Origin of the sequence: Blastococcus mobilis (assembly GCF_900188025.1) — a bacterium.
In the GTDB taxonomy this organism is placed as follows: Bacteria; Actinomycetota; Actinomycetes; order Mycobacteriales; family Geodermatophilaceae; genus Blastococcus_B; species Blastococcus_B mobilis.
In genome coordinates this window covers 124,585-139,932 of record NZ_FZNO01000008.1, presented here as the reverse complement: position 1 = coordinate 139,932, position 15,348 = coordinate 124,585, and the positions used below count along the sequence as shown (strand labels likewise).

13 protein-coding genes and 1 pseudogene are annotated in these 15,348 nt (G+C 73.9%); 7 read left to right on the top strand and 7 right to left on the bottom strand.

Annotated features, from left to right (window positions below; all coding sequences use genetic code 11):
- Positions 1–63: 63 nt before the first annotated feature.
- The 3 genes from CHB94_RS09325 to CHB94_RS09315 all read right to left on the bottom strand — a co-directional run bounded on the left by CHB94_RS09325 (position 64) and on the right by CHB94_RS09315 (position 4,413).
- The gene (locus CHB94_RS09325) at positions 64–1,497 is read right to left on the bottom strand and encodes a M20/M25/M40 family metallo-hydrolase (RefSeq protein WP_217899236.1); all 1,434 of its coding nucleotides are present in this window, start codon (positions 1,495–1,497) and stop codon (positions 64–66) included.
- Positions 1,494–3,071, bottom strand: coding sequence for an MFS transporter (locus tag CHB94_RS09320; protein WP_254920527.1), 1,578 nt, complete (start codon positions 3,069–3,071; stop codon positions 1,494–1,496). Before CHB94_RS09320 ends, CHB94_RS09325 begins: the two co-directional genes overlap by 4 nt.
- Positions 3,072–3,165: 94 nt before the next feature.
- Positions 3,166–4,413 (bottom strand): arginine deiminase, encoded by a 1,248-nt coding sequence (locus CHB94_RS09315; RefSeq protein ID WP_089336294.1) that lies wholly within the window; start codon positions 4,411–4,413, stop codon positions 3,166–3,168.
- Between the two features lie 115 nt (positions 4,414–4,528).
- Here CHB94_RS09315 and CHB94_RS09310 point away from each other — a divergent pair, with 115 nt between their 5' ends.
- Complete coding sequence (locus CHB94_RS09310; protein WP_089336293.1) at positions 4,529–5,299, top strand: glucose 1-dehydrogenase; 771 nt, start codon at positions 4,529–4,531, stop codon at positions 5,297–5,299.
- Positions 5,300–5,423: 124 nt separating this feature from the next.
- On the opposite strand, the gene CHB94_RS09305 is transcribed toward CHB94_RS09310, so the two are convergent.
- Complete coding sequence (locus CHB94_RS09305) at positions 5,424–7,094, bottom strand: FAD-binding oxidoreductase (protein ID WP_089336292.1); 1,671 nt, start codon at positions 7,092–7,094, stop codon at positions 5,424–5,426.
- A 35-nt stretch (positions 7,095–7,129) separates the two neighbouring features.
- Between CHB94_RS09305 and CHB94_RS09300 the strand changes: the two genes are divergently transcribed.
- The gene (locus CHB94_RS09300; protein WP_089336291.1) at positions 7,130–8,650 is read left to right on the top strand and encodes a glycerol-3-phosphate dehydrogenase/oxidase; all 1,521 of its coding nucleotides are present in this window, start codon (positions 7,130–7,132) and stop codon (positions 8,648–8,650) included.
- A gap of 3 nt (positions 8,651–8,653) precedes the next feature.
- Here the strand turns inward: CHB94_RS09300 and CHB94_RS09295 are convergent, their stop codons facing one another.
- From CHB94_RS09295 to CHB94_RS26110, 3 genes and pseudogenes are all read right to left on the bottom strand, one after another.
- Positions 8,654–9,745, bottom strand: coding sequence for an FUSC family protein (locus tag CHB94_RS09295; protein WP_176445478.1), 1,092 nt, complete (start codon positions 9,743–9,745; stop codon positions 8,654–8,656).
- A gap of 157 nt (positions 9,746–9,902) precedes the next feature.
- Positions 9,903–10,430 (bottom strand): TipAS antibiotic-recognition domain-containing protein, encoded by a 528-nt coding sequence (locus CHB94_RS09290; RefSeq protein ID WP_254920526.1) that lies wholly within the window; start codon positions 10,428–10,430, stop codon positions 9,903–9,905.
- A gap of 115 nt (positions 10,431–10,545) precedes the next feature.
- A pseudogene (locus CHB94_RS26110) lies at positions 10,546–10,593 on the bottom strand (hypothetical protein); the annotation flags it as partial.
- 305 nt (positions 10,594–10,898) lie between these two features.
- Between CHB94_RS26110 and CHB94_RS09285 the strand changes: the two are divergent.
- From CHB94_RS09285 to CHB94_RS09265, 5 genes are all read left to right on the top strand, one after another.
- Positions 10,899–11,570 (top strand): ABC transporter permease, encoded by a 672-nt coding sequence (locus tag CHB94_RS09285; RefSeq protein ID WP_254920525.1) that lies wholly within the window; start codon positions 10,899–10,901, stop codon positions 11,568–11,570.
- Between the two features lie 52 nt (positions 11,571–11,622).
- Positions 11,623–12,744 carry an ABC transporter ATP-binding protein gene (locus CHB94_RS09280; protein WP_254920524.1) on the top strand — a complete coding sequence of 374 codons (1,122 nt, stop codon included), beginning with the start codon at positions 11,623–11,625 and terminating at the stop codon, positions 12,742–12,744.
- The gene (locus CHB94_RS09275) at positions 12,741–13,562 is read left to right on the top strand and encodes an ABC transporter permease (RefSeq protein WP_089336287.1); all 822 of its coding nucleotides are present in this window, start codon (positions 12,741–12,743) and stop codon (positions 13,560–13,562) included. The genes CHB94_RS09280 and CHB94_RS09275 overlap by 4 nt, the downstream gene beginning before the upstream one ends.
- Positions 13,562–14,539, top strand: coding sequence for a glycine betaine ABC transporter substrate-binding protein (locus tag CHB94_RS09270; protein WP_089336339.1), 978 nt, complete (start codon positions 13,562–13,564; stop codon positions 14,537–14,539). The genes CHB94_RS09275 and CHB94_RS09270 overlap by 1 nt, the downstream gene beginning before the upstream one ends.
- A gap of 81 nt (positions 14,540–14,620) precedes the next feature.
- Positions 14,621–15,346, top strand: coding sequence for a class I SAM-dependent methyltransferase (locus CHB94_RS09265; protein ID WP_089336286.1), 726 nt, complete (start codon positions 14,621–14,623; stop codon positions 15,344–15,346).
- The last annotated feature ends 2 nt before the right edge of the window (positions 15,347–15,348 follow it).

The following is a 15,348-nucleotide window of genomic DNA, read 5'->3' as shown; positions in this document are numbered from 1 at the left end:
CAGACCCGACGACGTGGGTCCTCTGCCGGGGCAGGGGGCAACGTTCGCTCGCGGTCGAAAGCGTCAGAGGTGGCGCAGCAGGTAGCGGAAGAAGCCGGCACCGCGATGCAGCGCGGCGACCGAGATGCGCTCGTCGGCGGCGTGCAGCGCGGCGAGCTCGTCGGCGCTGAGGTCGAACGGCATGAACCGGTAGACGCTGTCGCACACCTGGCTGAAGTGCCGGGCGTCGCTGGCCTGCACCATGACGTAGGGCGCCACCGCCGCGTCCGGGTACACCGACCGCACCGCCGCGCTCACCAGCGCGAACGCCTCGTTGTCGGCCCGGGACACCGGCGAGGGATCGTTGCCCGAGACCACCCGCAGCTCGACGCCCGGGTCGTCGATGACCCGCCGCAGCCGGTCGACGGTCGACTGGACGGTCTCGCCGAGGGCGATCCGGATGTTGGCGTGCGCCAGGGCCCGGGTCGCCAGCACGTTGGCGGCGCCGCTGCCCTCGAGCCGGGTGATCGCCACCGTGGTCCGGACCAGTGCGTTGGCCTCCCGGCTCGCCCGGGACAGCACCGCCGCCAGCGCCGGCCGTAGGTACTCCGCGTGGGCGAACAGCGCCCGGTAGCCGACCGGGGAGTGCCGGCCCAGCGCGTCGACCATGCCGAGGACGACGTCGTGCAGCCGGGCGGGGAAGGGGTTGTCCTCGATCTTCAGGATGGCCCGTGCCAGCCGGGCCGGGGCGCCGCCGCGCAGCGGGGCGGAGGCGTGGCCGCCCGGATCGGTGGTGACCAGCTCGACGTCCAGGAGCCCCTTCTCGGCCAGTCCGACGACGGCGGTCGGCCGTGGGACACCGGGGAAGACACCGCTCACGACGGCGCCGCCCTCGTCGAGGACCGCCCACGGGCGGACGCCGCGCGCGGTCAGGGTCTCGACGGCGAGCTGGGCGCCGACGCCGGCGACCTCCTCGTCGTTGCCGAACGAGAGGTAGACGTCGCGGGCCGGGGTGAACCCGGCGGTGACCAGGGACTCCACCGCCTCCAGGATCGCCACGAGGGCGCCCTTGTCGTCGATGGCGCCGCGCCCGTGGACCAGGCCGTCCTCGATCAGCCCGGAGAAGGGAGCGCGGGACCACGGCTGGCCGGCCACCGGCACGACGTCGTAGTGGGCCATGAGCACCAGGGGCGGCGAGTCGATGCCGCTGGCCCACCGGTAGAGCAGTGCGCCGTCGCCGAGCACCTCCCGCTCCAGTGCCCGGTGCGTCCGGGGGTAGAGCTCGACCAGCCGCTGACGGAAGGTCTCGAAGGCAGCGGTGTCGACCTCCGCGGGCTGCCGCGAGGAGATCGTGGGGATGCGGACGAGCTCGGCCAACCGGCGCGCTGCGGCGTCGGCGTCCAGCCCGTCGAGGTCGGCCGGGTCGGGGGTGACGTCGGGCGGGCGGAACCGGGCGACGCGCCGCGCCGCCAGTGACACCGCGGCACCGCACGCCGCCGCCACCAGAGCGGTTCTCACGCGTCCTCCTCCCGAGCTGGTCCGGTCGCGGGGGCGACCGACCGCAGATCCGCGGCCTCCGGGTCATCGGAGAAGGCGAGCCGCGGGACGAACACCAGCGCGACCGCCGCCGCGAGGGCGGTGACCCCGCAGACGACCCACACGGTGACGTAGCCGCTGAGGGATCCCGCCGTCCCCTCCGAGCCGTCGACGAGCACGGGAGCGCCCGAGGCCAGGGCCACGGCGAAGGTCGCCGAGGCGAAACTCCCGCCGAGGACCTTGGTGGTGTTGGTCAGGCCGGTGGCCACGCCGGTGCGGCCGGCCGGGGCCGCAGCGGCGGCGGCCGCCGGCAGAGCGGCCACCAGCGCCCCCGAGCCCAGCCCGGCCACCACCATGGAAGCCAGCACCTGGGGCAGGGACCCGTGGAAGGGGACCAGCAGCAGGTAGCCCGTGCCGGTCAGGACCGCCGCCCCGATGAGCGTCGTCCGCGGGCTGGTGCGCGCCGAGATCCACGAGAACTGGCCGGCGCCGAGCAGCATCGAGATGACGTAGCCGCCGATGACGATCGACACCATGCTGGTCGTGAGGCCCAGCCCGTAGCCGTAGACCTCGGGGTCGGTGCGTGCGAACGTCGAGAGCGGACCCTGGGCGCCGAGGACGCTGACGCCGAACAGGCCCGCCGTGAGCTGCACCGGCCACATCGAGGGGCTGCGCAGCACACGGAAGTCGACGAGCGGGTCCGGGCGGCTCAGCTCGTACCGGACGAACGGGACGACCAGGAGAAGGCCCAGGGCGGTGACCAGCCACGGCCAGAGCTCGCCCGTCCCGTTGACCCGGACGAAGGTCAGCCCGCCGGTGATGACCAGCAGGACGACGCTGAGCAGCGCCGCCCCGGTGGCGTCGACGGCGCCCGCCTCGCGGTCCTCGCTCTCCGGCACCCGCAGTTGGACGACGACGCACACGCCGACGACGAGGATCCCGGGCGCGAGCAGCACGAGCCAGAACTGCCCGGCGAACGCGCTGCCGATCTGCCCACCGCCGAGCGCGCCGACGATCGCACCCAGCTGCAGGGCGGCCACGATCAGGCCGGTGGCCCGCCGGGTCTGCGCCGCGGGATCGACCAGGCGACGGGATCGGTGGTGGGTCAGGGCCACCTGCAGCGGCAGCCAGGCGGCGTAGACGCCCTGCAGCGCCCACGCGACCAGGAACACGGCGAAGTTGGGGGCTACGGCGAGGACGACGGTGGCCGCCGCCGTGACGGCCGCCGAGACCAGCAGCATCCGGCGGTGGCCGTGCAGGTCGCCCAGCTTGGCGAGGACGGGCACCGCGATCGCCGACAGCATCAGCTGCGCCGCTTCCAGCCAGTTCACGTCGGCGTCGTGGAAGCCCAGGTGCCGGGCGACGTCGGACAGGAGCGGGATGTAGTAGCCCTGCAGGACGCCGCTGGTGAACTCGACGAAGACGAGATAGCCGACCAGCCCCCCGCCGATGCCCGCGATCCGCCCGGTCGCCCGCGCCGTCCCCGTCACCCTGGTCCCCTCCCGCTGCGCCACCAGCGGTGGGCGCTGCCGGGGGAGCGTAGTGATCACCGCCACGCCGCGGGACTTTCGGTACAGAAGTCCCTTGGTGGGGCCGGACTTCCGGTGCAGAAAGTCCCTCGGTGGGGCCGGACTTCCGGTGCAGAAACTCCTAGAGGGGGTCGCGGGCGACGGGGCAGGACATGCACCGTGGACCGCCGCGGCCGCTGCCGAGCTCGGACCCGGCGATCCGCACGACCTCGATGCCGGCCGCCTCCAGCGCCGCGTTGGTCACCGTGTTGCGCTCGTAGGCCACGGCCAGCCGCGGCGCCAGGGCCAGGGTGTTGTTGCCGTCGTCCCACTGCTCGCGCTCGGCGGTCACCGGGTCGAGCCCGGTGTCGATCACCCGGAGCCGGTCGATGCCCATCGCCGAGGCCGCCGCGGTGAGGAACGGCTGCGGACCGGCCACCGCCAGTTCGGTGACGTCGGCGTCGTCGGCCGGGAGGTCGGGGGAGCCGTCGGGAGCGGTGACCGTCCAGGCCACCAGCGAGTCGGCGACGGCGGGGTACATCACCATGGCGTCGACGTCGACCATCGTGGCGATGGTGTCCAGGTGCATGGTCGCCCGCTGCTGCGCGATCGGGACGACGAGCACCGTGTGCGCCAGGCGCCGGGCGAACAGGCGCCGGGCCAGCCGTTCCGCGCCCCCGGGCGTCGTCCGCTCACCCACCCCCACGGCCACGACACCCTCGGCGAGCAGCAGGACGTCACCGCCCTCGAGATGTTCCAGGTGCGCGCCGTAGAGCTGGTTCACCCCGGCGAACCGCGGGTGGTGGGCGTAGACGGCGGCGGTGATCGTGCTCTCCCGGTGCCGCGCCGGCATGGCCAGCGACGTCACCGCCACCTGGTCGCCGACCCAGACCGAGGAATCGCGGGTGAACAGCAGGTTGGGCAGTGGGGGCACGACGAAGTCACCGCGCTCCATGACCTCGTAGGCCAGTCCCCTGCCCCCGCGGAGCTCGTCGTGGGCCAGCCCGGCGATCAGGGTGCCGGCGAGCTGCTCGGGGTCCATGCCCGACAGGTGCGTGGTGGTCGACCGCTGCAGCGTCGCGCCCAGCCGCGGGTCGTCCACCGCGGCGGCGATCAGCTCGGCGCGGGCGGAGGGGAACGACAGCACCTCGGCCAGGAGCCGGTCCAGGTGCAGCACCTCGACCCCCCGGTCGGCCAGCGCCTGGGCGAACGCGTCGTGCTCCTCCTGTGCGCGGTCCACCCACGGGACCCCGTCGAAGAGGAGCTGGTCGTTGTTGCGGGGGGTGAGCCGCCGCAGCTCCGGCCCGGGGCGGTGCAGCAGAACCGTGCACAGCCGGCCCACCTCGCTGGAGGCGCCCATGAGCGGGGCGTCGGGCGATGAGGCGATCATGAACAGAGGCTGACACAGGGAGGGATCTCGCCGCCCGTTCATGCCCCCGAACCGCTGGATAGTGTGCGGAACGGCGGCCGGCAGCGAGGCAGGCCATCCCGACCGGAGGTACCCCGTGGATCTGTTCGACCTGACCGGCAAGGTGGCCGTCGTCACCGGGGGCACCCGCGGCATCGGGCTGATGATGGCCCGGGGCCTGCTCCAGGCCGGAGCCCGCGTCTACATCAGCTCGCGCAAGGCGGAGGCCGGCGACGCCGCCGTCGCCGAGCTCTCCTCGCACGGCAAGGTCGTGTCGATCCCGGCCGACCTCTCCCGCGAGGAGGAATGCGTCCGGCTGGCCGAGGAGGTCGGCCAGCGGGAGGACGAGCTGCACATCCTGGTCAACAACGCGGGTGCCACGTGGGGGGCGCCGTCGCTGGAGGAGTTCCCCTCGTCGGCCTGGGACAAGGTCGTCGACCTCAACCTCAAGTCGCCGTTCTTCCTGAGCAGGGCGTTCCTGCCGCTGCTGGAGGAGGCCGGCACCGACGACGACCCTGCCCGCATCGTCAACGTGGGCAGCATCGACGGTCTGCACGTCCCCCCGATGCACACGTACTCGTACTCCTCGAGCAAGGCGGCGCTGCACCACCTGACGCGGGTGCTGGCCAAGGAGCTGGGACCGCGCCGGATCACCGTGAACGCCGTCGCCCCCGGGCCGTTCGAGTCGAAGATGATGGCCGCCACCCTCGACGCGTTCGGCAAGGAGATCGCGGCCCGCTCCCCGCTGGGCCGGATCGGACGCCCCGACGACATGGCCGGCGTCGTCGTCTACCTGTCCAGCCGGGCCGGTTCGTACGTGACGGGCTCGGTCATCCCCGTCGACGGCGGGATCGCCACCACCCGCTGAGCAAGGACCCCTGGAAGGACCCCTGGAAGGACCCCTGGAAGGACCCCGTCCTCCTCCCCGCTCGCAGGCTCGCGGCGAGCCTCTGGACGGGGCCACGAGCCGCTCGCAGGCTCAGGACGGGGCCTCACTCGGGGAGCAGGACGCCGGGGTTGCAGATGCCCTGGGGGTCCAGCCGCTCCTTGACCGCGCGCAGCACCTCCACACCGAGCGGCCCGACCTCACGCTCCATCCAGGGGCGGTGGTCGGCGCCGACGGCGTGGTGGTGCGTGAGCGTGCCCCCGGCCGCCAGCAGGGCATCGGTCGCCGCCCGCTTGGCCGTGAGCCACTGCTGGATGGGCAGCGCGTCGTCGCGGTCGGCCAGCACGGTCACGTACAGCGAGGCGCCCGTCGCGTAGCCGTGGGACACGTGGCTCATGATCAGCGGACGTCGTCCGGCGCGGGTCAGGGACTCCCGCAGCGCGTGACGGACGGCGTCGTAGACGGTGGGCAGCGCCGTCCAGGTGGCGGCCGTCTCCAGCGTCTCGACCAGCAGGCCGCCGTCCATCAGCTTGTCGCGCAGGTACGGCGCCTGGAACCGGTGGCTCTTCCAGGACTCGCCGACCTTCCGGCCGAGGCGGATCGCCCCGCCGTCCCGCAGCACGGAGGCCGCGCACTGCATCCGGGCACGGACCAGTGCCGGCAGACCCTCCCAGCCGAGCACGAGCAGGCAGCCGTCGGCGTGCCCGCGCAGCTTGAGGCTGCCGCGCAGGGCCCGGGCCCCGGTGCCCGCGGCCATGAGCAGGTTCGCGCGGGTCTCGTCGGTGTCGGAGAGCCGCACGATGTCGGGGAGCAGGTCCAGCCGCGCGAGCTGCTGCAGGGCGGCCAGCCCGGTCGCCCACGACCGGAAGGACCAGCCCTCGTACGAGCACGCCGCCGGCTTGGGGCGGACCCGCAGGGTCAGCTCGGTGATGATCCCGAGCGTGCCCTCCGACCCCAGGGCGACGCCGAGCAGGTCGGGGCCGGCCGCGGTCGCCGGCGGGTGGCCCAGCTCGAGGACGCCGGACGGCGTGGCCAGCGTCAGCCCCGTGACGAGCTCGTCGAAGCGGCCCACGCCCGTGGAGTTCTGGCCGGCCGAGCGAGTGGCCGCGTAGCCGCCGAGGGTGGCGTACTCCCAGCTCTGCGGCAGGTGCCCGAAGGTCAGCCCCTCGCGGGCCAGGGCCTGTTCCAGGGCGGGGCCGCGCATGCCCGGGCCGACGGTCACGAGGGACGACGGCACGTCGAGGGCCTGCACCGAGGACATGCGGGACAGGTCGACGGCGATGGACGGGCGGTCGTCGGGGTCGACGCCGGCCAGCCCGCCCACGACGCTCGTGCCCCCACCGAAGGGGACGACGACGATGCCCAGCTCGCTGCACGCGGCGAGCAGCGCGGCCGTCTGCTCGGTGGTGCCGGGGAGGACGACGGCGTCCGGGGCGTCGGAGGCGTCCCCCTCGCGGCGGCGGAGGAGATCCAGGTAGCTCTTCCCGCCGGCCCGGCGCAGTCGCGACTCCCGGTCGGTGCGGACGTTCTCCTCGCCCAGCAGGCCGATCAGGCGGGTGCGGGCTTCCTCGGGCAGCCGGGACGGCGCGAGCCGGATGTCCTCGACCGGGACCGGTGGGGTCGGGCGTGGGGACCAGCCCAGCTCGCTCCCCAGGTAGCGACGGGCGGCCTTGGGCAGCGTGCTGCTCAGGTCGCCGTCGGCCTGCTGCGGTGCCGCGGTGGAGGCGGGGGACGTCGGTCCCCAGCCCTGGATCGTGAGTTCCGGCTGCTCTGCCACCGCTACAGTCTGCCGGTGCTGCTCTCGGAGCGATCATGGTGACCGCCCTGCTGCCCGGAACGCTCTCTCCGGACCGCCGGGCGAGGGATCTGTCGGAGGTCGCGGGGACCACCGCCGACGTCGTCGTCGTGGGTGGCGGCGTGACCGGCGCCGGCGTGGCGCTGGACGCCGCGAGCCGGGGGCTGTCGGTGGTGCTGCTGGAGCGCACCGACCTCGCCGCCGGCACCAGCCGGTGGTCGTCCAAGCTCGTGCACGGAGGCCTGCGCTATCTGGCGCACGGCGAGATCGGGCTGGCGCGGGAGAGCGCCCGCGAGCGCGCAGTCCTGATGGGCTCGACCGCGCCGCACCTGGTGCGTCGGCTGCCCTTCCTGGTCCCCGACGTCGCCCGCCGGGACGTGACCGCGTTGGCAGCCGCCGGCGGCTGGCTGGGCGACGCCGTGCGGTTGTCGGTCCCCGGCGGGCCGCGCTCCCTGCCCTTCACCCGCCGGGTCTCGGCCGACGAGGTGTCGCGGCTCGTCCCGGGTGTCCGGCCCGGGCGCGGTGGCGTCGTCTTCTGGGACGGCCAGCTCGTGGACGACGCGCGGCTGGTGGTCGCCCTCGCCCGCACGGCCGCCGCGTACGGGGCGCGGGTGCTGACCGGCGCGGCGGTGACGGCGGTGGACGGCGCCGACGTGCACGTGCAGGTGGACGACGAGGCGTTCACGGTGCGGGCCGGCGTGGTCGTCAACGCCGCGGGGGTGTGGGCGCAGCAGCTGGCGCCGTCCATCCGGCTGGTTCCCTCCCGCGGTTCGCACCTGGTGGTGCCCGGCTCGGTGCTCGGTTCGCCGTCCGCCGCGCTGACCGTGCCCCTGCCGGGGTCGCGGTCGCGCTACGTCTTCGCGCTGCCGCAGGCCGACGGGCTGGTCTATCTGGGGCTCACCGACGAGCCGGTCGACGGCCCGGTGCCCGACGACGACCCGGTGCCCAGCGACGGCGAGGTCGCGCAGCTCCTGGAGACGGTGAACCAGGTCCTGGCTGAGCCGCTCGCCCGGGACGACGTCGTCGGCGCCTATGCCGGCCTGCGGCCGCTGGTGCTGCCCGCCTCGGCGGGGGCGGGCCCCGGGGATGCGACGGCGGACCTCTCCCGCAAGCACCTGCTGCAGTGGGACGGACCGGTCCTCACGGTGGTCGGCGGAAAGCTAACCACCTACCGGGCGATGGCGGAGGAGACGGTGGATGCCGTCGTCGCGCGGCTCGGGCGCGGAGCTGCCGAGTCGATCACCGCCCGCGTTCCGCTGGTGGGAGCGGCGCCGCGGCCGGCGCTGGAGCGGGTGGCGGCGCCGGGCCGCCTGGTGGCGCGGTACGGCACCGAGGCGCCGGTCGTCGAGGCGCTGGGCCCTGCGGTCGTGGTGGCCGGGCGGCCGGAGACGGTGGGGGAGCTGCGGTTCGCCGTCCGGTACGAGGGTGCGCGGACCGTCGCCGACCTGCTGGACCGCCGCACGCGCTTCGGCCTGGTGCCGGCCGACCGCGAGCGGGCGGTGCCCGCCGCCGAGCAGGTGCTGGCCGAGGAGCTCTAGCCGTCAGGCCGTCGCGTGCTGCCGCTGCTCCGCATGGAGCGCGGCCAGGCTGCGGCGGACCCCGACCGCGACCGCGCCGAGGGCGAAGAAGCCCTCGTCGGCGGACACCGTGGTGTTCCGGAGCAGGCCGACCAGCCGGTGCAGCGCGTCGAAGGCCCGGTCGATCTGGGCGTCGCGCTCGTCGGGCATCGCCCCGTCGGTCGTGTGGTGCGGCGTGCAGACGACGCCGGCCAGGGCGTCCAGGGCCTCGGCGAGCACCCAGCCGGTCCCGGCGTCCACCTGGTCGACGCCCCGCCGGTGCGGCTGGAACTCGACGACCAGCGAGACGAGGTCGTCGACGAGGACGGCGACGCGGTCGACGGCGCGCGAGTCCTCGCGGATGCTCTCGGCCCGCCCGTGCCAGCGGCGGGCCCGGGGGTTGGCCCGGCGGGCGCGTTCGACCTGCGCCTCGGCCGCGCGCATCCGGTCCAGCTCGTGCTCCAGCCGGTGGTTCCGGCCGGTCCACTCGGCGGGATCGGGCACCTGGCCGTGCCGGAGTGTCTCGGCGATGTCCTGCAGGTGGGCAGCGAGGACGGAGCGGGTGCGGGCGATCTGCTCGACGGCGCGGGTCAGCTGCAGCGGGGGGAACAGCAGGGTGGTGACCAGGACGCCGATCGCTGCGCCCAGGAGGGTCAGCCCGGCATATCGCAGGACGTAGGCCTCGGGATCGTCGCGCCCCACGGTCAGCATCAGGACGGCGGCGAAGCTGACCCAGCTCGCCTGCTCCCGCCAGAGCTGCCACTGCTCGATCAGCACCGCCAGAGCGACGATCAGCGCGATGGTCAGCGCGGTCGGCACCGAGCGGGTCAGCTCGTAGACCCCGACGGCGAGCGCGAAGCCGGTCAGGATCGCCAGGACGCTGCGCCAGGCGGCGCTCGCCGAGTCCGCGACCGTCGGGTGGACGGCGATGACCGCGCCCAGTGGTGCGTAGTAGGCGTAGTCCGAGAGCAGCGGCGGCAGCAGGACCGCCACCTGCCAGGCGAGCCCGGCGGCGACCGCCGCCCGCACCCCGCGCTGGACGCCGGGACGGCGCAGCAGCGCCCACATGTCGTTCATCTGTGGACAGGATGACGGGTGGCCTCGGCCGGCTCCATCCGGGGTCCGGCGCGCCCTGCTGGGCGTGGCATCGGACGGCGCACCAGGATCCGACGGTGCGCGCTGATGCGCACTTCCGGGCTCGGAACTGCGCATCAGCGCGCAGTGATCGGACGCCTCAGCTCTGGCGGGCGGCGTTGGCCTGGACGGCCGTGCTCACGTACTGCGCCAGACCCGGAGCGCGCTGCTCGTAGTGGGCGGTGAACCGCTCGTCCTCGACGTACATCCGGCCGAGGCCGCCGTGCATCTCGGGCGGGCAGTCGTAGAAGTTCCGGGTGATCTGCTGCCGGTGCTCCTCCGCGAGGTCCATCGCCTGCTCCGAGTCGGGGGCGACGCCGGCCTGCAGCGCGGCGGCGAAGCGGGCCTCGACGTCGTCGCCCTCGGCCTTGATGCGCACCCAGTCGTCCTTGGTGTACGCCGCCGTCCTCCGCTTCGACTGCGCGTAGGCGTCGGTCTCGCCCCAGCGCTCCTCGACCTCGGCGTCGTACTCCGCCGGGTCGTGCTCGCCGAACACCTCGAAGCGCTCCTCCGGGGTCAGTGAGATCCCCATCTGCCGTGCCTCCATCTCCTTCTCGACGGCCGCGACCATCGCCTGCGTCCGCTCCAACCGGTCCCGCAGCTGCCGGCGCAGCGAAAGGACCCGCATGCCCCCCACGCCTCGCAGGCTCGGCGCGGGTCCCTGCATGCGGGCCGGGCAGCACCTGGTGCAACCGGTCCAGATCGGCCGGCGAGTACCGCCGGTAGCCGGCCGCCGTCCGCCCGGACGGCGACAGCAGTCCGATTCGGTCGTAGTGGTGCAGCGTGCGCACCGCGACGCCGGCCAGTGCGGCGACCTCGCCCACGTTCACCGGGTCCTCCCTTCCTCGACGAGGACGAGCGTGCGGCCTGACGTTGCGTCAGGGTCAAGTACCCTTTCGGGGAACGGCGCGTACGTGAAGTCGCGCGCCTCCGGCGACTGTGCCACCGTTGATCTTGAGAACGGCGCGTGTGGCGTCGTCGGAGCTGTTCGCGCTTCCCCGGTCGTCCCCTGCAGAGGCCCGCGGGGGCGCGGTCATGGATCCTCGGCAGCGGGGCTGCCGGCGCAGACCCATGCCAGAACAGTGCCCGGTCCCACGTGGCCGGGCGCGGAGAGGAACTGCCCGCGATGTGGGAGTTCGTCCTCGACCGACGTGGGCAGATCGCCTACCAGGCATTCCAACACGTGAGTCTGGTCCTGCAGTGCGTGCTGCTGGGCACCCTCATCGCGCTGCTGCTGGCCGCGTTGGTCTACCGGAGCGCGGCCGCCACCTCCCTGGCCAACGGGGTGTCCGCGGTGGGGCTGACCATCCCAGCCTTCGCGCTGCTGGGCATCCTGCTGGCGCCGTTCGGCTTCGGGATCACCCCGGCCGTCATCGCGGTGACCTTCTACGCCGCCCTCCCGGTGCTGCGCAACGCCGTCGTCGGCCTGGCCGGCGTGGACCGTTCGGTGGTCGAGTCCGCTCGCGGCATCGGGATGAGCCGGCTGGCCACCCTGGTGCGCGTCGAGCTGCCCCTGGCCTGGCCGGTCATCCTCGCCGGCATCCGGGTCTCCACCCAGATGGTCATGGGGATCGCGGCCATCGCCGCCTACGTGCTCGGCCCCGGGCTCGGGGGATTCATCTTCACCGGGCTGTCCCGGCTGGGCGGCGCGAACGCCCTGAACTCCGCACTCGCCGGGACGATCGCGATCGTCGTCCTGGCCCTCGTCCTCGACCTGCTGCTCCTCCTCGTGGGGCGCCTGACCACCCCGAGGGGAATCCGTGTCTGAGACCCTGCCCGTGCCGTCGGCACCCCCAGCCCCGGCCCGCCGTGTCAGTGGCGTGCCCATCCGTCTGGAGCACGTCACCAAGCGCTATCCCGGCCAGGACCGGCCGGCCGTCGACGACGTCACCCTGGACATCGCTGCCGGTGAGACCGTCATGTTCGTCGGCCCGTCCGGCTGCGGGAAGACGACCCTGCTCAAGATGATCAACCGGCTCATCGAGCCGACGAGCGGGCGCATCCACCTCGGCGACGAGGACGTGACCAACCAGGACCCGGACCGGCTGCGGCGCCGGATCGGCTACGTCATCCAGGCCGGCGGTCTCTTCCCGCACATGATGGTGGCCACCAACATCGGGATGGTCCCGCGGATGCTCGGCTGGGAGAAGCAGCGGGTCACCGAGCGCATCGACGAGCTGCTGGACCTCGTGGGCCTCGACCCGGAGCAGTACCGCGACCGCTACCCGAAGGAGCTCTCCGGCGGTCAGCAGCAGCGGGTCGGCGTCGCCCGGGCCCTGGCCGCCGACCCGCCCGTGCTGCTCATGGACGAGCCGTTCGGAGCGGTCGACCCGATCACCCGCCAGCGGCTGCAGGACGAGCTGCTCCGGATCCAGGACGAGCTCGGCAAGACCATCGTCTGCGTCACCCACGACTTCGACGAGGCGGTGAAGCTCGGGGACAGGATCGTGGTCTTCGACGTCGGTGCGCGCATCGTCCAGTACGACACCCCGGAGGCGATCCTGGCCGCGCCGGCCGAGGAGTACGTCGCCGACTTCGTGGGTGCTGGAGCCACCCTCAAGCAGCTCACCCTCACCCGGGTGAACAGCCTCCACCTGCGGCCGGTGACCACGGCGTCCGTCGGGGACGACGCGGCGGACGCCGTGGCGCGGGCGCGGGCGGCAGGGGACGACTTCGTCGTCGTGCTGGACCGGCGCGGCCGGCCGATCAGCTGGCCGACGCTCGCCGAGGTGAGCCGGATGGCGGCCATCCCGGCGACCGTCGACGAGAAGCTGCCGGTGGTCGGCCTCGGCTCCACCCTCAACGACGCCCTCGACACCATGCTCGCCGCCAGCCAGGGCGGTGCCGTGGTGCTCGGCCGGCGGGACAGCCTGGCCGGCGTCGTGACGATCGAGATGATCATGGACGCCATCCAGCGAACCCGGCAGGAGACGGCCGGATGACGACGGCGACACCCTCAGCCCGCGGCGTCGCGGCCGGGGACGCCCGGGACGAGGCCGCCCCGGCGCAGCCCGGCACGGAGGCAGCCGGGACGGCCCCCGGCGGCTGGCGAGCCCTCGTCGTCCAGCCGCTCCTCGTCGCCGTCGGCCTCCTCGCCTTCCTGCTGTGGCGGGCCAACGCCACCCTCACCGACACCGAGGCACGTCAGCTCGGTACCGCCACGCTGTGGGACAGCGCGCTGCGGCACCTGTCGCTGACCGTCGTCTCGGCGGCGATCGTCCTGCTGATCTCGATCCCGCTGGGCATCGCCCTGACCCGGCCCGCGTTGCGCCGGCTCACGCCGGCCGTCATCGGTGTGGCCAACGTCGGGCAGGCCGCGCCGGCGATCGGGCTGTTCGTGCTGCTGGCGACCTGGCTCGGGTTCGGCTTCTGGACGACGATCGTCGCGCTGGTCGTCTACTCGGCGCTGCCGGTGCTGCGCAACACGATGGTCGGGATCCAGGGCGTCGACCCCCGCCTGGTCGAGGCCGGTCGCGGCATGGGCATGAGCGGGACCGCCGTCCTGTTCCGCGTCGAGCTGCCGCTGGCCGGGCCGGTGATGCTGGCCGGCGCCCGGACCGCCCTGGTCCTGCTCGTCGGTACGGCCACCCTCGCCACCTTCATCAACGGCGGGGGCCTCGGGGTGCTGATCAACACCGGCATCACCCTGTCGCTGAACTCGCTGCTGATCAGCGGTGCGGTGCTCGTGGCGCTGCTGGCCCTCGCCGTGGACTGGCTGGGCCGGGTCGTCGAGCACGTCGCCCGACCGAAGGGACTGTGATGCGTTCCCCTCTCGCCGCCGCCGCGCTGCTGGCGGCCGCCACGCTCCTCACCGGATGCGGGCTGCAGAGCGCGAACACCTTCGTCCCGCAGGCCGAGCCGGGGACGATCCGACCGATCGGCGCAGACGGGGCGGAGATCGTGGTCGGCACCAAGAACTTCACCGAGGCGCTCATCCTCGGCAAGGTCGCCGTGATCGCGCTGCAGGTCGCCGGGTTCGACGTCACCGACCGCAGCGGCATCCCCGGCGCGGCCCCGGCCCGGGCGGCGATGCTCGGCGGTGAGGTCGAGGTGCAGTGGGAGTACACCGGAACCGGCTGGCTGAACTACCTGCAGATGCCCGAGGGCATCCCCGATCGACAGGAGCAGTACGAGGCGGTGCGGGACGCCGACGCGGCCAACGGGCTGACCTGGCTACCGCCGGCGCCGATGAACAACACGTACGCCTTCGCGGTCCGCAGTGAGGCCGTCGAGGAGCTCGGTGGCGTGGCCAGCCTCTCGGACATCGCCGCGCTGCCGGTGGAGCAGCGGACCTTCTGCGTGGAGTCGGAGTTCGCCACGCGCGGTGACGGGTTCGAGCCGATGCTCGAGGCCTACGGCATCCCGCTGGGCGACCCGCAGGGGGTGCCGCGGGAGAACGTGAGCGTCCTGGACACCGGCGCCGTCTACACCGCCACCGACGGCGGCGTCTGCAACTTCGGCGAGGTGTTCACGACCGACGGCCGGATCGATTCCCTGGACCTGACGGTCCTCGAGGACGACCGCGGCTACTTCCCGGCCTACAACGTCGCGCCGGTGGTGCTGAACGGGACGCTCGAGGAGCACCCGGAGATCGCCGGCGTGTTCGCCGAGATCACCCCGTTGCTGACCAACGAGGTGATGATCGAGCTCAACCGGCGGGTCGACGTCGAGGGCGAGGACCCCGCCGACGTGGCGCTGGACTGGCTGGTGTCCGAAGGCCTGGTCACGCGGGGCTGAGGCATCCAGCGCGACCAGCTCGGTGCCTCAGCGGAACCGACCACGTGATCCGCGGCGCGCGGCGCGGATAGGGTCGAGGGGGTGAGCGGCGAGGGACCGCGCGGCTGGGGGGCACCCCTGTACGCGGCCGTGCTCGACGCGACGGCGGTCGGACCCGGCACGAGCGTGCTCGACCTCGGGTGCGGTGCGGGGCTGCTCGCCCGCGCGGCGGCCGACCGCGGGGCCCGGGTGACCGGGATCGACACCGACCCGGCGGCCGTCGGCCGCGCCGCCGCCGAGGTGCCCGAGGGCGTCTTCGCCGTGCGGCACGCGCTGGACCCTCCGCCGGGCCCGTTCGACGTGGTCGCCGCGGTGCAACTGCTCATGCACGTGGTCGACCCGCTCGCGGTGTTGCGGGCCGCAGCCCGTGTGGGCGGGATCGTGGCCGTGACGGTGTGGGGCCGCGAGCGGGAGTGCGACGTCCGCATCTTCGGTGAGGCGCTCGCGCCGTGGCTGGGCCCGCGCCGCCCGTCCCCCGACCCGCGGGTCAGCGAGCCTGCGCTGCTGCGCGAGATGGCCGAGCGCGCCGGCCTGGTGGTCGACCACCTCGACGACGTGGTCGTCCCCTTCGAGTACGCCGACGAGGACGAATTGCTCCGGCCCCTGTTCGCCTCCGCCCTGGGCCGCACGGTGGCGCGCCGGACGGACCCGGCCACGCTGCGCACGGCCGTGCTCGACCGGCTGGAGCCCTACCGCACGGCCGGCGGGGGGTACCGGCTGGAGAACCTGTTCCGGGTGCTCGTCGCGCGCACCGGAGACCCCACCTGAGA